The sequence below is a fragment of the Paenibacillus andongensis genome (assembly GCF_025369935.1).
In the GTDB taxonomy this organism is placed as follows: domain Bacteria; phylum Bacillota; class Bacilli; order Paenibacillales; family NBRC-103111; genus Paenibacillus_E; species Paenibacillus_E andongensis.
In genome coordinates, this window is record NZ_CP104467.1 from 740,014 (window position 1) to 759,124 (window position 19,111).

Genomic DNA, 19,111 nt, shown 5'->3' on the forward strand with positions numbered 1-19,111 from the left:
GGCGATGACGATACAAGATATTGCTTTGATTGACGAGTGGCATCCGGTGTTGTTGTCGTCAGAACTGTTAAATAAGCCTATACCTGTCATCGTGTTAGGTGAAAAAGTGGCTGTATTCCGCACTTCGCAAGGCGTCCACGCCTTCAAGGACTTATGTATTCATCGGGGAGTACCACTATCGCTGGGCAAAGTGAAGGGGGATGAGCTTGTCTGTGCTTACCACGGTTGGTCCTATAACGGCTGCGGTACTTGTACGCGAATTCCGTCTCTGCCGGCAGATCGGGCGATTCCCTCCAAGGCGAAAGCGTTCGTCTACGGATGTGTAGAGGCACACGGATTGATCTGGGTTTGTCTAGGTAAACCGGCTAGTCTGCAGCCGAACGTAAGCAAGTATATTCCCGAAGGCTTCAAAGAAGTCATCATGGGACCATACACGCTGCAAGCTGCAGGACCTCGTATCATAGAGAACTTCCTCGACGTATCCCACTTGATGTTTGTGCATGAGGGTCTGCTAGGTGATAGTGAATTTGCCGAAATTGGGGATTATCAGGTTTATGAGGAGGACGGTGTCCTTACTTCAGAGGAAATCGTCATCTTTCAACCCGATCCGGATGGAACGGGGCGCGGCGTACATAGCCGATACGTCTACGAAGTGTTCGGTCCGCTCTGTGTCGCTTTTACCAAAAGAGATCGCGATACGGATCATATCTTCCGGTTGTTTTTGATGGTGCTGCCGGAAACGGAGCAGACGAGCAAAGCGTTCATGTTGAAGCAGAGGAACTATGCTTATGAGGAACCTGACGAGGTGTTCGTTCAGTTCCAAGATCTGCTCATTGAGCAGGATCGTGAGATGGTCGAAAACCAGAAGCCGGAGCTGCTCCCGCTCGATCTTCAAGCGGAGCTGCACCTGAATACAGATCGATTGAGTATCGCGTACCGCAAACGGCTTCGGGAACTGGGCGTCACTTTCGGGACGGCTTAGGGGTTAAACAGAAAGCTGCGGCGCATGGGGGAATAACCGGAGTGGTTCTTCTCTCATGCGCCGCAGCATTTTTTATTTCAATGGAGTTAGAACTTTTATTCAATAAGTTCGTCAGCCATTTTTTCGGATTCAAAATGATAGGAAGACAAATTATCAACGTTTAACTTTCTGTTATCTTTTTTTCCTGCTATTCTTCATTAGCGTCATTCTCCTAGAATGGCGCAGCCAAGAATAGTAGGCGCGTAAGTCACGCAATTCCATGGTTTTGGACATAAATCCGAGGAAGGTGATGACAATCATTCTATGTAAGGGCTTGCCTAGCAGATCGGTTTCATTCTCTGCCAAATTAAATTGTACAACCATTAGTAAATCATCATCGATAACGTATACTTCTTCTTCCTTGCGGTAGTAGGACGCTATGCTGCCACTTTTAAGTTTATCCCACAAATACGTACATATATCCTCGAGCTTTGTTTGTTCACCTTCCACACGAGTGATCCATCGACTATGGGCATGATGGGTGATGACAATATCGACGATCTTTTTATCAGCGAGTTCGATATAGAAGGGGTCATAGGTACTCCATCGACTCATTATTTTATCTTTCATACCTTGAACTCCTTTCTTCTCATCCAAATAAAGAACCAAGTGTATTTTTCCATATATATACTTATTATCATAAAGTTAACTTGTGTTAAGGGCATCACATAAATCATTTCACTGATTTCTACCTATTTTTCATACTTGTGCAAAACATGCAAAAACAATTGCGTGAAGACGAAAAAAGGATTGCATGATTAGCGGGTGGCTAATTATGCAATCCTTTTTTAATTTGGTAAAATACTACTAGAGATTAAATCCAATAGTAAACGGGTTCCTTCGGTTTTTTCTGCTTAGCTTCTTTCGTGTAATTAAAGATGCTAGTCAGTGCGGAGGATTCTTCCTTAGATAAGAAAGGGTTTGCAATTTTATGGCCTTCGTCGTGCTTCAGCTTGTAAACGGAATTCTGCAATTGCGGGTTTAGTTGGATAATTGGCACCTAGATCACTTCCTTCACAAATGATAAGAATACAAAAGTATTATAGCATAATGGAGGCAATTCAAGCATGAAAAGTAAACTATTAATAGGGTTATTTGTATCACTTTTCATTGGTTTACAAATTTGGTGTTCATCCATTACCTTCCAATACCCCTACATCGGGATTTTTCTTGAAAATAATCCACAGCAACAATGGGTCATTAAGGATTTGGATATTAAGGGTGATGCCAGTAGTAAACTTGACATCAAGGTAGGGGACATCGTTAAACAAATGGATGGCAAGCTTCCTGATGAATTTCCATATGTTCAGAGATGGGGAGTAATTGAGCAAGTTCATACCTTGTTAATTTCAAGAGATGGATATGAGAAAGAAATTTTGATAAGTCTCAATAATACGACTAATTTTGATATGATTCCGCTAGTAGAAGAATTTGTATGTCTATTCATGGCAATATTACTTTTTACTAAAATGCGCTCTTCTCCGTCAGCTAGGCTTCTCGCGGCTGTTTTTCTGAGTATGGCCATTATTTATATGAGCCTTGGAGCTTCGATACGTGGAGATGCAATTGGAAAGGTGTTAATCGGTAGTTTTATGATGATACTTCCAATCGTATTTTTGCACTTCTTGGTCGTCTTTTTCAAGGAAAAGGGCGAAATGAACTTGCGAATGCGGATTTTAAAATACTTGTATGCAATCGTAATCATAGTATTTGGTTTAAGAGGTTTATATTTTATACCGGCAGCGAAAACCCTGTATCGTTATGATGGAACTTTTACGATAGGCTTTTTCGTTTTTATCATTATTCTTAATATAACTGTTCTATCATCTCTTTATATGAAAGTTCGGAAAGAGCATTCGTATGTATCAAGCATTATAAAAAGTGTGTTTTATTCATTGTTAATTTCATTTTTACCCATCATTTGTCTCTCTTTTCTACCACAATTAATTTTGGGGAATTGGATCTATGACCCTATGTATACAAGTTGGTCTATATTAATTTTCCCTATCTCTTTTGCGTACTTGATTGCTTCAAATCAGTTGTATGATATCGGACTTGTTGTCAGGCGATTTGCGTTCGCTGGCCTTCTGGCAATCGTTCCGGTCAGCCTATTTACAGGGACATATGCTTTCTTATTTCACCAAACAGCAGACGGAAAGCAAATTCTATTCATTTTCGTCGGGTCGATGATTCTAGTTTCCGCAGTGTTGTATGCAGCCGAATATTTGACGACGCGGCTTGAACCGTTTTTGTTCCCAAGAAAATTCATTCTGCAATCTGCTTTGAAGAAAATTTCCAGAAACCTTGGGACCATTTCCAGTTTCCGTGAGTTGAAAGAGATCATACTCGTGGATATTGTTGGCACACTTCAGGTGATGGGTGGAGCCATTGTGTTCCAGTATAAAAACGATACCGAGATCATTTATGAAGGGGAAATAGATACTTCAGAAGTTCAGAAGCTTGTCAATTCGTCATCCTTGCTCGATCATCCACTTTTTACATGCATGGAGATGAATAGCCATGAAGAGTATAAGAGTTATTTGATTATGACACGCAAAAAGACGAATACGATGCTTGCGAAGGAAGAGAGGCAATGGCTGCAGCTGATTACAACCTATTTGGAAGTTAGCTTGGAAAATGTCCATTTGATCCGCAAGTTAACAGCCAGGCTGCAGCAATTAGCTTCCGAGCTTCCTCATGAAACGGGTGCGAATGATATTTTATGGTTTCGTAAGGTGATGTTTGAGCTTCAGGAAGAAGAAAGAATTCGAATTGCTAACGATCTTCATGATACGACAATGCAAGATCTGTTCTTTCTCAAAAGAAGAATATCCTCCCTGGCAGATAAGCCAACGATGCATCGCGAAGATCAGGTGCAGTTGAAAAATATGAATAATTTTGTGGAAATGATTAATGCTAGTCTGCGCCAAAGCTGCTTTGAGCTAAATCCCCATTTGCTAAAAGAGGTAGGTCTGATTCAAACGCTCAAGATGTACTTGGAGAAGGAGTCATATTCAACGCCATTTGAGCTTGAATTTCAAGCAGGACATGCTGCTGTCATCGAAACCAAAGATTTGCTTACGAAACGGCATATATTCCGAATCGTCCAAGAGCTACTCAATAATGCCAAAAAGCATTCTCAGGCTTCCAAAGTTACTTTCCAGATCGCGGAGAAAGACAATTCTTTTTGTTTAATTTATGAAGATGACGGGGTAGGATTTCATGACAGAGACGAAGTTCACCTGGAAATTGGCGCATCAGGCATGGGGCTTGAACAAATGAGGAGCAGAGTTTTGCACGTGGGTGGACGTTTTGAGCTTAACGCACGAAACGGTAATGGAACGAAAATTATCATCACGATTCCCACCAAGGAGGTAATTTCAGCATGATTGAAGTCGTCAAGACACTTGTTGTCGATGATCATCCATTATTTGCGCGTGCGACCAAAACGTTATTAGAAGAGATTGATGGTATTGAAGTTGTCGGTGTTGTCGCTAATGCCAAACAATGCTTGGAACAAGTGGAGCTGCATCAGCCTGCTCTCGTATTTCTAGATTATCAACTCCCTGATCTACCCGGTACAGAAGTTGCGGCCCAGTTAAAGAATAGGTATCCGAATATGCATATTGTTATTTTTACGGGAATCGATGTGACGGGCATTTTAAATAAATTAATCGAGATCAAAGTAAGTGGCGTTCTATCGAAGGAGTCGAGCGAACGAACGATTAAAAATATGGTGAATTGTATGTTGGATGGTCATACGATGCTGCCGTTATCCTTCTTTCACCAGATGCAATTAAGTGGGGAATCTACCAAGGATGACTGTGTGTTACTAGAAGAAGAAGTACTCATGATGAATATGTTGGTCAAGGGAGCGACTCATGAACAAATTGCGGAACGTATCTTTATGAGCAAGCGAACTGTCGATAATTATTTACGCAAGATTTACGATAAGTGGGGGGCAAAATCAAGAACAGAAGCACTCGAGAAGTTTATTAAAAGCAAATATTACACCCAGGCATAAGGAGGAAATGATGCAGGACATCCAGCAGCATATGCATCGTGTTATTGATGACTATATTTATGTCGAAGATTTAAATACTCTGCTCAAATCTTTTGTAGATGACCAAGAAAAGGAAAATTGTACATGGTCTAAGGTCACGTTTTGCACGCACAAGATGCTAGGAGGAGACTCGCCTGACATTCATCGATTTGCTGCGGTGACAGAGCTGCTTATTCTAACTTTGGACATTATGGATGATTTGCAGGATCAAGATCAGGTTGGTAAGCCGTGGATGCAATGTCCACAAGCTGTTACCTTGAATGCTGTTATGGCACTGTTCATGGGATTTGTAGGAGAATTGGGGCACTTGCAGGTTAAAGATAAGATGCTGGTTGAGGTAAGTAAAATCATTTCGAGATCGATTAATGGCCAACAAAAAGATGTAACGAATGCGATATCAACCGTAGATGACTATCTGATGATGACGCAAGAGAAATCCGGTTCCTTATTCCGGCTTGCCTGTTTCATGGGCTATTCCTCATTGGAATGCACGGAGGAAACCATTGAACAGATTCATCAATTAGCTGACTGTATTGGACTTATTCATCAAATTCAAAATGATATGAGAGATCTTACTCGGCTTGATGTGAAAAACGATGTGATCGGTAAGAAACGAACGCTTCCTGTGTTGTATTTACTATCCATTGATGATGCGGCATTCAGCCCATTGAAAGCGTATTATGAGGGTGAAATTACCGCCGACTTTCTGTTGGAGGAGAAAGAGAATTTTTTGCAAATGATTCAAGATTCCGGATGTATGGAATATGCCCGAATTGTTCAATCTGTTTGCATTCAAAAGGCCGAGGAGATCTATGAGAATTTGCAAGCCGTATCTCCATGGAAAGAAAGATTTAAGGAAATTACGTACAGAGATTTTCTGGATACGGACTAGGGGGCGAACACTCGAGTTGGAAGAAGGGTCATTGACAACTCTTCTCAATTAAAATAAAATGGATATTATATAATAATAATTCTAAATAAAGTTACGCACTCATTTATTTATCACACTCTAACCTATGAAGGAGAATGCAGATGTCCCATAACCACTTAACAACGAACCAGGGTGCGCCTGTAGGCGATAACCAGAACTCACGGACAGCAGGCCAGAATGGACCGACACTACTAGAGGATTACCACTTATTAGAGAAGATTGCTCATTTCGATCGGGAACGTATTCCGGAACGTGTGGTTCATGCGCGCGGAGCGGGAGCTTTTGGAACCTTCACGGTTGAAAATTCGATGAAACGTTATACGAAAGCGGGCTTTCTAGCTGAAGTGGGCAAAGAAACGGCGGTATTCGTACGCTTTTCCACCGTTATTCACGGGCAAGGATCACCTGAAACAGCACGCGATCCGCGTGGTTTCGCAGTTAAATTTTATACGGAAGAAGGCAATTACGATCTTGTCGGCAATAATCTGCCTGTTTTCTTTATCCGCGATGCGATGAAATTCCCTGACATGGTTCACTCCTTGAAACCTGCGCCTGACACGAATGTGCAGACACCTGACCGCTATTGGGATTTCATGTCCCTGACACCGGAATCGACGCATATGCTGACTTGGGTATTCTCGGACTACGGCACACCAGCGAATTACCGTGAAATGAATGGTTTCGGTGTTCATGCGTTTAAATGGATCAATTCCGTAGGGAATTATGTGTATGTGAAATATCACTGGAAACCGCATCAAGGCGTTCGTAATTTGAGCAAAGCCGAAGCATCAGCCATTCAGGGTGAGGATTTCAGCCATGCGACAAGAGATTTGTACGACCACATCGATCGCGGCGAATTCCCGAAATGGGATCTGCATGTGCAGCTGCTGCAGCCTGAGGATTTGGATGCTTACGATTTTGATCCGTTGGACCCAACCAAAGTGTGGCCAGAAGACCTTATTCCCTTGCAAAAAGTAGGGACGATGACGTTAAACCGCAACGCGCAAAACTTTTTTGCTGATGTGGAGCAAGCAGCTTTTGCGCCAAGTGTGTTGGTATCAGGGATCGAGCCATCGGAAGATAAGCTGCTGCAAGGCCGGCTTTTCTCCTACCCGGATACACAAAGACACCGTCTCGGTGCCAACTACCTGCAAATTCCGGTGAACTGCCCTTATGCAACTGTCAGCAACAACCAGCGTGATGGCGCTATGCAAATGAAGCCGCAGCCTGGCAGTGTGAATTATGAGCCGACTCGTCATGCCGATGCACCGAAAGAAGCACCGGAATTCCGCGACAGCAGCGCTCCACTGAACGGCTCCGCCGGTCGACAAAAAATCGCGAAAACCAATGATTTCGCACAAGCCGGAGACACATTCCGCAGCTTCAGCGAGCAAGAGCAAGCAAATTTCATTTCGAATCTGGTAGGCGACCTCTCGTCTGTTCACGAGAAATCGAAATTATTGGCGATTTGCAACTTCTACAGAGCGGATAGCAGACTGGGAGAAAGCTTGGCAGCAGGCCTGAACGTGGATATTTCGGGTTACTTACAACACTTGAATCGCTAAAGGCCATCATAAAATAAAATAAAATAAATAAATGCCAATAAATCGAAGAGGAGGTTCCCATCATGGTAAAGCATGATCTGAATCAAGCGCTGCAGCGAATGCGCGCCAAAAACATACCTTTAACACCGCAGCGGTGTGCCATACTTACGTTTCTATATGCCCAGGGCAGTTACACAACGGTCAAAGATATTTGTGAAGCATTGATCGTTAAATATCCCCATATGAATGCGATGACGGTTAACAGCAGCTTGCATGTGTTTAAACAGCTTGGTTTAGTTAATGAGTTGCCTGTAGCGGGTGCCTCTTTACGATATGAAGCGGCAATTTGCTCGTAAATGGTTGGAAATAGGTAAGGCGCTGCAGCAGGAGAAGAGATAAGATTGCCTCTTCTCACGCTGCAGCGCCTTTTTTAGTATAACCCTAGTTGCTGTTAAGAGCTTTCGCGTCTAAGTTCGTTCACAGCATCCATAAGCTCTTTGCCAATATAGGATCGAGCTTCTTCATATACAGGCTCAAGCGCATGCTGCCATTCATCACGTTCCTCCTTGGTTAGGATGTGAATGTTCATCTGTCCAATCTTCTGCAGCTCATTCCATTGTTTGAGGTTGATCGCTATGGCATTTTGATTTGCCCAAATCGTCGTTTCCTGCATGGCCTCATGGATTGCTTTCTGATGCTCGGGGGATAACTTCTCCCAAAATACTTTATTCACTAACACGCCATAACCAAGATAAGCATGATTGCTGATGGTCAAATATTTTTGGACCTGATACAGCTTTTTAGAGTAAATGTTCGAAATCGTATTCTCTCCACCGTCTACCAGACCGGATTCCATGCTGCGGTATACTTGGTTAAAAGGAATAGGGACAGGCTTCGCATTCAGATGACGAAATTGGGATTCAATAACCTTGCTTGGAAGAATTCGAAATGTTAAATCTCGAAAATCTTCCGGATGGACGAGCATGCCGCGGCCCGAGGTCATCTGCTGAAATCCACCTGCCCAAAAACTTAGTCCGATAATGCCATTTTCCTCAAGCTTTCCCATTAGGATTTCTCCAATCTTGCCTTGGAACGCCTTCCCTACAGCTTCTTCATTTTGGAAAGCAAATGGGAGATCCATCGCCATCCACTCAGGTACGACCTCGGATATATTGGAGAAGCTTGGCGCAATCATTTGAATGCTGCCTCCCTGCAAAGCCGCAACTTCTTCCGTTTCATTGTATAAAGTACTGTTCGGAAACAACTCTACTTTGATGGTGTCATTTGTTTTTTCTTTAACCAATCGGGCGAACTCTTGAGCGGCTAAACCTTTGGGTGTATTTTCCGCTACACTAAAGCTGAATCGGATGACCTTTTGTTGGCCGAGTCCGATCTGCTCATCATCATTGACAAGCGGGCCATTATTAAATTGCCAGGAGAAACCGAATCCCAACGCTGTCAGGAGGCCGATTAAAAGAAACATAGTGATACCGACAAACGTTCTCATAGCGACCCCCATTTGTTCTGTATAATAAATTCAGTGTAACATAATGTAGGATGATGTTTGAAATTAACGGTAAGCTGAAAGTAGGTGATCGGCTTTGAAGATCAAGGGTCTTCGCATGAATTGGAAAATTACAATCCTGTCGTTCGGCATCGTTTTATTTGCGATATGTATCGGCGGTATCATTTTAATAGGCCGTGTGATTCACCTTCAGGAACAGGAGCTAGGACAGAGATTGCTTGTTACTGCGCGCACAGTTACCCAATTGCCATCTATAATCAGCGGACTATCGGAACAAAGCAAAAGGCAGGAAATTAATCCGGTCACCGAACGTATACGCATTATTAATGACGTTGATTATATTGTTGTCATGGATATGAATGGCATTCGTTGGTCACACCCGTCATCTTCCCGGATCGGGGAGCCTTCGCAAGGGGAGGACGAGCATGCTGCATTTGCGGAGCATACGTATCTTTCCAAGGCAAAAGGTGAACAGGGGACAGCGCTTAGAGCCTTCGTACCTGTCATGAATGAGCTGCACGAACAGGTAGGTGTCGTATTGGTTGGGAAGCTGGTGCCGGGACTAACGGGGATCATTCTCGACATGCGGGGGCAAATTTATGTGACGGTATTTTTGTCTTTGCTATTTGGTATTTGGGGTTCGTGGATGCTTTCAAGGCATATTAAGGAGCAGATGTTTCGCTTGGAGCCTGAGGAAATCGCTCAGCTGGTCGTAGAGCGAACCGCCACGTTCAATGCGATGCATGAAGGCGTAATTGCCATTGACAGCCGCGAATACATAACGGTTTTTAACGATAAAGCCAAAAGAATGCTGCAAATCGAAGGGGATGTCCTGGGCCGCCCTATTCGTGAAGTGCTGCCGGATACGAGACTTCCAGAAATTTTGCAGTTTAACCATGCTATTTACAACCAAGAGCTGCAAGTGGGTCCTGCTCAAATTCTGAGTAATCGGGTTCCTATTAAAGTAGGTCATCAAACGGTTGGGGCCGTAGCTATTTTTCAAGATCGCTCGGAGGTGACCAAAATCGCGGAAGAGTTGACCGGAGTAAGGGCATTTGTTGACGCACTTCGTGTGCAGAACCATGAATATATGAATAAGCTGCATACCATCGGTGGTTTGATCCAGCTTAATCATAAGCAGAAGGCGCTGGACTATTTGTTCGAAACGGTGGAGGCGCAATCCGAGCTTAGCAGCTTTGTCTCGAGCAGGATTGCCAATGAGAGCGCTGCGGGTTTACTATTGGGGAAAATCAGCCGCGGCAGAGAGTTGGGCATCGATGTTCGTTTGGACAGGGCAAGCAGGTTGATGCGTTTTCCAGATCATTTGGATCAACACGACGTTGTGGTCATCTTGGGCAATCTGATTGAGAATGCTTTTGACGCCTTGAAGCAGAAGGAAGGCAGTAAAGAGGTCATTATCAGTATCGAGCAGGATGATGAAGTATTTTCTATTTTGGTCGAGGACAATGGGAAAGGTATGAGTGAGGAAACCAGAAGTCGCATGTTTGAGCGAGGCTTCTCCACAAATGCTGACGAGGGCAGGGGCATTGGTTTGTATTTAATCCATAATATTGTGAACAAATGCGGGGCTCATCTAGAAGTGGAGTCCACACTTGGTGTGGGAACGAGCTTCATCCTTACTTTCCCCATGCATTCAAGAGAGGAAGAAACTCATGCATAGAGTCGTACTGATTGAGGATGATCCGATGGTTCTTGAAGTGAACAGGCAGTTTGTTGAACGGGTTCCCGGCTTTGAGATTGTAGGGACATCCTCTAATGGTGTGGATGGCATCGAGAAAGTTCGTGATTTGAAGCCTGACCTCGTCATTCTAGATATCTATATGCCGGGTCAAAATGGAACCGAATTGCTGCAGCAGATCCGAAATGAACAGTTACAGACAGATGCCATTGTCATTACGGCCGCTAATGACATTCCAACGATTCAGCGAATGCTTCATCATGGGGCAGTAGACTATATCATGAAGCCTTTTAAGTTTGAACGGGTCCGAGAGGCACTGGAAAATTACCGGATGATGAAGAATAGATTAGGGACAGAATTAACGTTATCGCAGGTTGAACTGGATCAATTATTACATAGAAACGGGGGAGAACCGATTCATGGATCACCTTCCGTTAGCATGCAAATGGATTTGCCCAAAGGTCTGCAAGCACTGACGATGAAACAGGTTATGCTGTTTCTGATGCAGCAGACCAAATCGTTATCCGCCGAAGAAGTTGCTGAGGGCGTAGGATTGGCAAGAGTTACGGCACGCCGGTATCTGGAATTTTTGGAGAAGAACAAGCACGTGAAGCTAGACCTTGAATATGGCGGGATTGGACGCCCGATTAATAGGTATGTTTGGATGGCTGAGGATAAAAGATCATAAGTCAAAGTGAAGATCAAAAAGACCATAAGTACCAATATGGTCAAATTCTTCACGCCTTCTTTTGAAAGCGATATCATGAAAACAGAAACAGATGAAACAAATTCTGATATCGCTTGAGGTGAAGAACGTGTCAATCCCATCGGGAGTTAATACAAGTATTATTTTGAGACTAGAATTGGATAAGGACACCGCGTCGTTCGGCAGTGTGGCTACGGCCATTAGTGATGCAGGTGGAGATATTATAGCCATTGACGTCGTTAGAACGGACAAAAACATCACGGTTCGGGATATCACGATTAATGTATACGATAACAAGCATACCGAACTGATTGCCGCGGCCATCCGTACATTGGCAGGAGTGAAAATCGTTCATGTTTCGGATCAAACGTTTCTGCTTCATTTGGGCGGGAAAATTGAAATGAGTCCCAAGTATCCGATTAAAAATCGGGATGACCTCTCCAGGGTGTATACACCGGGTGTTGCCAAGGTGTGCATGGCGATCCACGAAAAGCCTTCGCTCTCCCATACGCTTACCATCAAACGCAACACGGTCGCGGTCATATCGGATGGAACTGCCGTACTTGGTCTGGGTAACATTGGACCTGAAGCAGCGATGCCCGTCATGGAAGGAAAGGCGATGCTGTTCAAGCAATTAGCAGGCGTTGACGCTTTTCCCATATGTCTGGCTACACAGGACACAGATGAAATTGTAAATATCGTGAAAGCGCTATCGCCTACGTTCGGCGGAATCAATCTAGAAGATATATCTGCACCTAGATGCTTTGAAATTGAACAGCGGCTTATCGAGGAACTGGATATTCCCGTATTTCATGATGATCAACATGGTACAGCCGTAGTGCTTTTGGCGGGATTGATTAATGCCGTTAAAATCGTGGGCAAGAAGCTTGAGGATTGCAAAGTCGTGCTTTGCGGCGTTGGCGCAGCAGGAACGGCTTGCACCAAAATGCTGATGGCGGCAGGTGTCCGAAATATTATTGGTGTCGATCGGCAGGGTGCTATCACGCGTGATGGCGTTTACGATAATCCGTTTTGGCAATGGTATGCGGAACATACGAATCCGAATCAGATTCAAGGTTCGCTTTCGGAAGTTATTGAAGGAGCGGATATTTTCATCGGCGTATCGGGTCCCGGTGTACTTAAAAGGGAAGACGTCGCCAAAATGGCGGAGAATCCGATCGTCTTTGCGATGGCAAACCCAACGCCGGAAATTCTCCCCGAAGAGGCAGAGCCTTATGTGCGGGTTATGGCAACCGGCCGTTCGGACTACCCGAACCAAATCAACAATGTGCTGTGTTTCCCAGGCTTGTTCCGGGGGCTGCTCGATTGCAGGGCGTCCAGAGTGACAGAGAATATGAAGCTTGCAGCAGCCAAGGCGATTGCATCGGTTGTTCAAGAGGATGAGTTGAATGAATATTACATTATTCCAAGTGTGTTTAATCAATCGGTCGCTGAACGAGTGAGAGATGCGGTGATAGAAGCGGCTTATGAAGACGGGGTCGCCAGAAGACGTAAAGAGAAAGTCCAAGCCTAATTTAGCGATTGTGCTCAGGAATGCGGTCGAAAACAAAAATAACAAAAATATAAGGGGTGCGAATCATGAAGATTAATTTCAAGAGTCTCACATTGCAAGTTATTGTTGCCATGATCTTGGGTGTCTTGTTTGGGGTATTTTTCCCTGCACAGGCAGGAAACATGAAGGTTTTGGCGGACATCTTCGTAAAAGCCATTAAAATGGTTATTGCTCCTATTATTTTCTTAACGATTGTCAATGGAATTGCTGGAATGGGTGATATGAAGAAGGTTGGAAGAATAGGTGGGAAGACTTTACTGTATTTTGAAGTTGTTTCTACAATCGCTCTTGCGATTGGAATCCTTTTTGCCAACGTGTTTCATCCCGGTACTGGCGTAAATGCTCATTTGGCTAAAGGAGATATCTCTCAATATACAAAAGCGGCGGCTGAGGGCAGTCATGGATTCTTGAATTATATCCTCGGAATTATTCCTGACAGTTTTGTAGGTGCATTAGCTAAAGGGGATTTGCTTCCTATTCTTATACTAGCTATTTTATTTGGTGCCTCTCTATCGGGGATGGGTGAAAGAGGAAAGGTTGTTCTTGATTTCTTTGAGAAAGTTTCTGAAGTATTCTTTAAAATCGTTAATATCATTATGTATTACTCTGCGATTGCAGCATTTGGAGCTATAGCCTACACCATCGGTAAGTTTGGAGTCGGTTCCTTGGTTTCCCTTGGAAAGTTGTTCGCTCTTACGCTACTTGCTATGGCAGTGTTTATAGTCGTTATTTTAGGTGTTATTGCCAAGATCTACAACTTTAACGTTTTCAAATTTATCAGCTACATCAAAGATGAAATTTTCCTAGTGTTTGGAACTTCTTCTTCTGAGTCTGCTTTACCTAAAATGGTGGAGAAACTTGAGGCCTATGGATGCTCCAAATCGGTTGTGGGTCTTGTCATTCCAACAGGTTATTCATTTAACTTAGATGGTACGAATATCTACCTCGCATTCGCTGCACTGTTTATTGCACAAGCATACGGGGTTGACTTATCTCTAGGTCAAGAGATCGCACTTCTTGGGGTTCTAATGTTAACATCTAAGGGAGCAGCAGGGGTAACAGGTGCAGGATTTATTACACTTGCAGCGACTTTAGCAGCATTCCCAAGTGTTCCTGTGGAAGGGATCGCACTTCTCCTTGGCATTGATAGGTTCATGAGTACCGCTCGTGCGATAACGAACCTAATTGGTAACGGTGTGGCTACAGTAGTTATCGCCAAAATGGAAAAAGAATTCAAGGAACCCGTTGAGGCAATTGAAATTAAGGCTAGTCTTAGTGCATAAGGTAAGAAAGCAATATGTAACAAAAGTAAGAGTATGACGACAGAGATACCTCCTGTCTCATGCTCTTTTCTTTATGATCAGATCTAAAGCTGACGAAATGTCCATGTCGAAAAAAATATAGTCTCATAAACGTCTTTGGTATATGGCTATTATGAGATAAAGAAGAGTGAAAGACGTATTTTTCGTTACGAAGCGCATGAAAGATTTAAAATGTAGCCAAAAAGCGAACTTTTTGAAAGAATTGAGTAAAAATTGTTCGTTTTTTGAAATTGACATCGCACGTTAGTTGGTAGTAAACTAGGGAAGCGGGAAATGAGGCCGCACTAATTGAAAATGTCGAATCAACTCGTATAAAATCAGGGATAAGGCCTGAAAGTTTCTACCCAAAAACCATGAATTTTTGGACTACGAGGAAGCGAATGAGGGAAACCATAGGAAGACGATGGTCTTTTTGCATTCGGTTCTTTTGCTGTCCAGCGGATAGAATCATGTATTCTAGCTCTGGGCGTTTTTTGGGTTTAAGGGCATTACTATAAATGAAAGTTTTATTACAATATGAAAGTAGGTTTATGATGACTGCACGTGTAGGTGTCATTATGGGAAGCCAGTCGGATTGGGAAACGATGAAGCACGCATGCGACATGTTGGAAGAGCTGGGAGTTCCTTATGAGAAAAAGGTGGTTTCTGCGCATAGAACGCCGGACCTTATGTTCGAATATGCTGCCTCGGCGGCAGGCCGCGGCATTCAAGTCATTATTGCCGGAGCGGGCGGAGCGGCGCACCTACCAGGGATGGTAGCAGCCAAAACGGAACTTCCGGTTATTGGTGTTCCAGTCAAAACGTCCACGCTGAACGGACTGGATTCCTTGCTTTCGATCGTGCAAATGCCTGGCGGCATTCCCGTCGCGACGGTGGCAATCGGACATGCGGGTGCAACGAATGCAGGCCTCTTGGCAGCACAAATTCTGGGCGCATTCGAGCCGGAGCTGCAAGCGAAAGTCAGAGCACGTCGCGAGCGCATTGCTCAGACCGTGATTGAAAGCAGTGACCTGTTATGAGCGAAGCCTCAAACTTAAGCGGTAAGGTCATTAAGCCAGGCGGCACCATCGGCATTTTGGGCGGTGGGCAGCTAGGCCGTATGCTGGCCTTGGCCGGACGCAACATGGGGTATCGCTTCGTGACACTCGACCCGACGGATGATGCGCCTTGTGGTCAAGTCGCGGATGAGCAAATTCAGGCGGACTTTGACGATGTTGAAGCGGCGAGAAAACTCGCAGCCCTGTCGGACGTCATCACGTACGAATTCGAGAACGTCGATGCGCATGTGACCAACATATTAATGAATGAGTCCTATGTTCCACAAGGAAGTGAGCTTTTATACACGACTCAGCATCGTCTTCGTGAAAAGAGAGCAATTGAAGCAGCGGGCGTACCTGTAGCTCCATATGCGGAAATCACCAGCGCAGCTGAGTTGCGTGAAGCGGCTGAACGCTTCGGCACACCGTGCGTGCTCAAAACAGCAACCGGCGGCTATGATGGCAAAGGCCAGTGGGTGCTTCGATCACTGGACGAGGTTGAAGAAGCGTACGAAACGCTCAGCCGTGCTAAAACCGAGCTGGTTCTCGAACAATTCATCCATTTTGACAAAGAATTATCCGTGATTGCGGCAAGAAGTCCACGCGGCGAGGTAAAGGCTTTTCCCGCTGCTGAAAATATACATGTACATAACATCCTGCATCAATCGATCGTTCCGGCGCGAATCCCTGCTCAGGTGCAAAAGGAAGCTGAAGAGCTTGCTGTACGCATCGCAGAATCGCTCGGCGTGATTGGTTTGATCGCAGTGGAGTTATTCCTGACGAAGGATGGACAGCTTTACGTCAATGAGCTTGCGCCACGCCCGCACAATTCAGGTCATTACACGATGGAAGCCTGCCGGACTTCACAGTTCGAGCAGCATGTTCGCGCGATTTGCAACCTGCCGCTTGGTTCTACTGAGCTGCTGTCACCGGTTGTGATGGTTAATTTACTTGGTGAGCATATCGAACCGCTGCAAGAACAGATCGACCAACCAGATTTCCTAGAACACAGTGAATTAGGCGTTAGCGCGAAGGTTCATCTATATGGCAAGAAAGAAGCGAAAGAAAAACGCAAGATGGGACACATCAATCTCCTGACAAGCGACGTAGCGAAAGCACTGACTTGGATAGAACAGACAAGCATTTGGGAAAGTAAGTAAAAGAAACTCATTGGAGGAACGGCAAAATGATCGAACGTTATACACGCCCGGAAATGGCACGCATTTGGACTGAAGAAAATAAGTTTCAAGCATGGTTGGAAGTTGAGATTCTTTCTTGCGAAGCATGGTCAGAGCTCGGAGTTATTCCTAAAGAAGATGTGAAAGTACTGCGCGAGAAAGCAAGCTTTAACATTGACCGCATTTATGAAATCGAGCAAGAGACGCGCCATGACGTAATTGCCTTCACTAGAGCGGTTTCCGAAACGCTGGGACCTGAGCGCAAATGGGTTCACTACGGTTTAACTTCAACTGACGTTGTCGATACGGCACTGGGCTACTTGCTGAGACAGGCTAACGAGATTTTGGACAAAGACATTCAGAATTTCATCGAAATCCTTCGCAATAAAGCGATCGAACATAAAGATACGGCCATGATGGGAAGAACGCATGGTGTGCATGCAGAGCCGACGACGTTTGGTTTGAAAATGGCCCTTTGGTACGAGGAAATGAAGCGTAACCTGGAGCGTTTCCGCTTTGCCGCTGATGGCGTACAATTCGGTAAAATCTCAGGTGCAGTAGGCACCTACGCGAACATCGATCCTTTTGTTGAAGAGTATGTATGCGGCAAGCTGGGTACAAAAGCAGCTCCGATCTCTACACAAACCTTGCAGCGTGACCGTCACGCTGAATACATGGCGACGCTGGCGCTAGTTGCTACGTCCCTAGATAAATTCGCTACTGAAATTCGCGCGCTTCAGAAGAGTGAGTTCCGTGAGGTTGAAGAGCCTTTTGCAAAAGGTCAAAAAGGTTCCTCCGCTATGCCGCATAAGCGTAACCCGATTGGTTGCGAGAGCATTTCCGGTCTGTCCCGTGTCATTCGCGGGCACATGGTTTCTGCTTATGAGAACGTGACGCTTTGGCATGAGCGCGACATTTCGCACTCCTCCGTTGAGCGTATTATCCTACCTGATGCGACGCAGCTGCTGAACTACATGCTGAACCGTCTAGGCAACATCATCAAGAATTTGACGGTGTTTCCTGAAAATATGAAACGCAACATGCGCAGCACCTATGACGTTCCTTTCTCTGGCCGCGTGATGACGAAGCTGATCGACAAAGGCTTTGCTCGTGAGCAAGCGTACGATACAGTTCAGCCAAGAGCGATGCAAGCATGGGAAGAACAGCGTTCGTTCCGCGAAATCGTCGAGAATACTTCCGTGATTACAGAAGTGTTAAGCCCAGAAGAGATCGCAGATTGCTTCGATCCAAGCTGGCATTTGAAACATGTTGATACGATCTTTAACCGCTTAGGTTTGAAATAGAAAACGACATTTTTAGCAGGAAAGGATGTGTGGTTCGTGGCAAGCAATATCGTGGATTCAGCCGCTGAAATGATTAACGCTCCCCTGGTTCATAAGGGTAAAGTACGTGAACTGTATGATCTGGGCGAAAATTTCCTTATCGTGGTGACGGATCGGATTTCGGCTTTTGATTACATCTTGAAGCCTGGTGTTCCTGATAAGGGGTACGTTCTGAACGCGCTAAGTAAGTACTGGTTCGGCATTACGAGCGGTTACATGAGCAATCACATTGTGCACACGGACGTGGAAAAGCTCCACGCGATTATTCCGAGTGCGGATGATAGAGAGCTTCTAAAGGAACGTATTATTGTAGCGAAAAAAGCAGAGCGCATCTCTATCGAATGCGTGGTTCGCGGGTACATCACAGGCAACGGCTGGAGACAGTACGAGAAAACCGGCGAGATAAACGGTCGCAAACTGCCTGAAGGCCTGCGCAAAAACGAGCGCTTGCAAGATCCTATTTTCACACCTGCGGCTAAAAATGATGTCGGTCATGACGAAGACATTTCCGTGGAACAAATGATTGAATTAGTCGGCGAGAAGCTGACTTATGAGCTGCAAGAACGAAGCATTATGCTTTACACGTTGGCTCATTCGATTTGTGAGCAAAAGGGCATTATTTTAGCAGATACGAAGTTTGAATTCGGTTTTTATGCGGGTGAACTTATTATTATTGATGAAATTTTCACACCGGATTCCTCGCGTTACTGGTCCCAAGATAAATACGCCCTGGATATCGAGATTGATTCGATGGACAAAGAGCCCGTTCGCACTTATTTAGCGGGATCGGGTTGGGATAAAAATAGTGAGCCGGATGAGCTTCCAGCTTCCGTTGTGGAAGAAACTTCGAACCGTTATAAAGAAATTTTACACCGTTTGGTGGATTAAATTAACTCTAAGGAGAGATTAGAAATGAAAGCAACGGTCTATGTAACGATTAAGCAGAACGTACTGGATGTTCAAGGAACTGCGGTGCAAGGAGCGCTTCATTCCATGGGTTTTGACGAAGTTGGCAAGGTTCGCATCGGGAAATATTTGGAGTTAGAACTGGATACTACGGATAAAGCAGAAGCGGAAGCACGTGTAAAAGCAATGTGCGAGAAGCTGCTTGCAAACACGGTTATCGAAGATTACCGCTACGAGTTGGCGTAACATATCAAAGTTAAGTT

Annotated in this window: 18 protein-coding genes and 1 riboswitch; of the genes, 15 read left to right on the plus strand and 3 right to left on the minus strand. The window is 44.7% G+C overall.

Going from position 1 to position 19,111, the window contains the following annotated elements; translation table 11 throughout:
* Positions 1–4: 4 nt before the first annotated feature.
* Complete coding sequence (locus tag NYR53_RS03395) at positions 5–982, plus strand: aromatic ring-hydroxylating dioxygenase subunit alpha (protein WP_261303928.1); 978 nt, start codon at positions 5–7, stop codon at positions 980–982.
* Positions 983–1,153: 171 nt separating this feature from the next.
* Here NYR53_RS03395 and NYR53_RS03400 read toward each other — a convergent pair whose 3' ends face one another.
* Both NYR53_RS03400 and NYR53_RS03405 read right to left on the minus strand, forming a co-directional pair.
* Complete coding sequence (locus NYR53_RS03400; protein WP_261303929.1) at positions 1,154–1,591, minus strand: hypothetical protein; 438 nt, start codon at positions 1,589–1,591, stop codon at positions 1,154–1,156.
* A gap of 244 nt (positions 1,592–1,835) precedes the next feature.
* Positions 1,836–2,021, minus strand: a complete 186-nt coding sequence (locus NYR53_RS03405) for a hypothetical protein (protein ID WP_261303930.1) — start codon at positions 2,019–2,021, stop codon at positions 1,836–1,838.
* 67 nt (positions 2,022–2,088) lie between these two features.
* On the opposite strand from NYR53_RS03405, the gene NYR53_RS03410 reads away from it, so the two are divergent.
* The 5 genes from NYR53_RS03410 (at position 2,089) to NYR53_RS03430 (ending at position 7,915) form a co-directional block, all read left to right on the plus strand.
* The gene (locus tag NYR53_RS03410; RefSeq protein ID WP_261303931.1) at positions 2,089–4,410 is read left to right on the plus strand and encodes a sensor histidine kinase; all 2,322 of its coding nucleotides are present in this window, start codon (positions 2,089–2,091) and stop codon (positions 4,408–4,410) included.
* Positions 4,407–5,045 (plus strand): response regulator transcription factor, encoded by a 639-nt coding sequence (locus NYR53_RS03415; RefSeq protein WP_261303932.1) that lies wholly within the window; start codon positions 4,407–4,409, stop codon positions 5,043–5,045. Before NYR53_RS03410 ends, NYR53_RS03415 begins: the two co-directional genes overlap by 4 nt.
* A 7-nt stretch (positions 5,046–5,052) precedes the next feature.
* Positions 5,053–5,976: a polyprenyl synthetase family protein gene (locus tag NYR53_RS03420; RefSeq protein ID WP_261303933.1), complete on the plus strand. Its 924-nt coding sequence runs from the start codon at positions 5,053–5,055 to the stop codon at positions 5,974–5,976.
* 140 nt (positions 5,977–6,116) lie between these two features.
* The gene (locus tag NYR53_RS03425; RefSeq protein WP_261303934.1) at positions 6,117–7,580 is read left to right on the plus strand and encodes a catalase; all 1,464 of its coding nucleotides are present in this window, start codon (positions 6,117–6,119) and stop codon (positions 7,578–7,580) included.
* 62 nt (positions 7,581–7,642) lie between these two features.
* Complete coding sequence (locus tag NYR53_RS03430) at positions 7,643–7,915, plus strand: Fur family transcriptional regulator (RefSeq protein ID WP_261303935.1); 273 nt, start codon at positions 7,643–7,645, stop codon at positions 7,913–7,915.
* Between the two features lie 95 nt (positions 7,916–8,010).
* Here the strand turns inward: NYR53_RS03430 and NYR53_RS03435 are convergent, their stop codons facing one another.
* Positions 8,011–9,066, minus strand: a complete 1,056-nt coding sequence (locus NYR53_RS03435; RefSeq protein WP_261303936.1) for a DctP family TRAP transporter solute-binding subunit — start codon at positions 9,064–9,066, stop codon at positions 8,011–8,013.
* Between the two features lie 115 nt (positions 9,067–9,181).
* Here NYR53_RS03435 and NYR53_RS03440 point away from each other — a divergent pair, with 115 nt between their 5' ends.
* The 9 genes from NYR53_RS03440 (at position 9,182) to purS (ending at position 19,094) form a co-directional block, all read left to right on the plus strand.
* On the plus strand, positions 9,182–10,765 hold the full coding sequence (locus tag NYR53_RS03440) for an ATP-binding protein (RefSeq protein WP_290428986.1): 1,584 nt from the start codon (positions 9,182–9,184) through the stop codon (positions 10,763–10,765).
* Positions 10,758–11,471, plus strand: coding sequence for a response regulator (locus NYR53_RS03445; RefSeq protein ID WP_261303938.1), 714 nt, complete (start codon positions 10,758–10,760; stop codon positions 11,469–11,471). Before NYR53_RS03440 ends, NYR53_RS03445 begins: the two co-directional genes overlap by 8 nt.
* 127 nt (positions 11,472–11,598) lie before the next feature.
* Positions 11,599–13,023, plus strand: a complete 1,425-nt coding sequence (locus NYR53_RS03450) for an NAD-dependent malic enzyme (protein ID WP_261306269.1) — start codon at positions 11,599–11,601, stop codon at positions 13,021–13,023.
* Positions 13,024–13,088: 65 nt separating this feature from the next.
* Entirely contained in the window at positions 13,089–14,345 is a 1,257-nt protein-coding gene (gene dctA, locus NYR53_RS03455; protein WP_261303939.1) for a C4-dicarboxylate transporter DctA, read from the plus strand.
* 326 nt (positions 14,346–14,671) lie between these two features.
* Positions 14,672–14,773, plus strand: a riboswitch (purine riboswitch).
* Positions 14,774–14,917: 144 nt separating this feature from the next.
* Positions 14,918–15,403: a 5-(carboxyamino)imidazole ribonucleotide mutase gene (gene purE, locus NYR53_RS03460; protein ID WP_261306270.1), complete on the plus strand. Its 486-nt coding sequence runs from the start codon at positions 14,918–14,920 to the stop codon at positions 15,401–15,403.
* Positions 15,400–16,581: a 5-(carboxyamino)imidazole ribonucleotide synthase gene (gene purK / locus NYR53_RS03465; RefSeq protein ID WP_261303940.1), complete on the plus strand. Its 1,182-nt coding sequence runs from the start codon at positions 15,400–15,402 to the stop codon at positions 16,579–16,581. Before purE ends, purK begins: the two co-directional genes overlap by 4 nt.
* A gap of 26 nt (positions 16,582–16,607) precedes the next feature.
* The gene (purB, locus tag NYR53_RS03470) at positions 16,608–17,903 is read left to right on the plus strand and encodes an adenylosuccinate lyase (RefSeq protein WP_261303941.1); all 1,296 of its coding nucleotides are present in this window, start codon (positions 16,608–16,610) and stop codon (positions 17,901–17,903) included.
* Positions 17,904–17,972: 69 nt separating this feature from the next.
* Entirely contained in the window at positions 17,973–18,830 is an 858-nt protein-coding gene (locus NYR53_RS03475; protein WP_261306271.1) for a phosphoribosylaminoimidazolesuccinocarboxamide synthase, read from the plus strand.
* Between the two features lie 24 nt (positions 18,831–18,854).
* On the plus strand, positions 18,855–19,094 hold the full coding sequence (gene purS / locus NYR53_RS03480) for a phosphoribosylformylglycinamidine synthase subunit PurS (protein WP_029198287.1): 240 nt from the start codon (positions 18,855–18,857) through the stop codon (positions 19,092–19,094).
* Positions 19,095–19,111 lie beyond the last annotated feature (17 nt).

Bases quoted from the DNA above. Each gene is read 5' to 3' on its own strand.
- NYR53_RS03475 (WP_261306271.1), top strand. From the start codon at position 17,973: ATGATTAACGCTCCCCTGGTTCATAAGGGTAAAGTACGTGAACTGTAT.
- NYR53_RS03430 (WP_261303935.1), top strand. From the start codon at position 7,643: ATGGTAAAGCATGATCTGAATCAAGCGCTGCAGCGAATGCGCGCCAAA.
- NYR53_RS03400 (WP_261303929.1), bottom strand. From the start codon at position 1,591: ATGAAAGATAAAATAATGAGTCGATGGAGTACCTATGACCCCTTCTAT.
- purK (WP_261303940.1), top strand. From the start codon at position 15,400: ATGAGCGAAGCCTCAAACTTAAGCGGTAAGGTCATTAAGCCAGGCGGC.
- NYR53_RS03440 (WP_290428986.1), top strand. From the start codon at position 9,182: ATGAATTGGAAAATTACAATCCTGTCGTTCGGCATCGTTTTATTTGCG.
- dctA (WP_261303939.1), top strand. From the start codon at position 13,089: ATGAAGATTAATTTCAAGAGTCTCACATTGCAAGTTATTGTTGCCATG.
- NYR53_RS03420 (WP_261303933.1), top strand. From the start codon at position 5,053: ATGATGCAGGACATCCAGCAGCATATGCATCGTGTTATTGATGACTAT.
- NYR53_RS03425 (WP_261303934.1), top strand. From the start codon at position 6,117: ATGTCCCATAACCACTTAACAACGAACCAGGGTGCGCCTGTAGGCGAT.
- purS (WP_029198287.1), top strand. From the start codon at position 18,855: ATGAAAGCAACGGTCTATGTAACGATTAAGCAGAACGTACTGGATGTT.
- NYR53_RS03410 (WP_261303931.1), top strand. From the start codon at position 2,089: ATGAAAAGTAAACTATTAATAGGGTTATTTGTATCACTTTTCATTGGT.
- NYR53_RS03445 (WP_261303938.1), top strand. From the start codon at position 10,758: ATGCATAGAGTCGTACTGATTGAGGATGATCCGATGGTTCTTGAAGTG.
- NYR53_RS03415 (WP_261303932.1), top strand. From the start codon at position 4,407: ATGATTGAAGTCGTCAAGACACTTGTTGTCGATGATCATCCATTATTT.
- NYR53_RS03395 (WP_261303928.1), top strand. From the start codon at position 5: ATGACGATACAAGATATTGCTTTGATTGACGAGTGGCATCCGGTGTTG.
- NYR53_RS03435 (WP_261303936.1), bottom strand. From the start codon at position 9,066: ATGAGAACGTTTGTCGGTATCACTATGTTTCTTTTAATCGGCCTCCTG.
- purB (WP_261303941.1), top strand. From the start codon at position 16,608: ATGATCGAACGTTATACACGCCCGGAAATGGCACGCATTTGGACTGAA.
- purE (WP_261306270.1), top strand. From the start codon at position 14,918: ATGACTGCACGTGTAGGTGTCATTATGGGAAGCCAGTCGGATTGGGAA.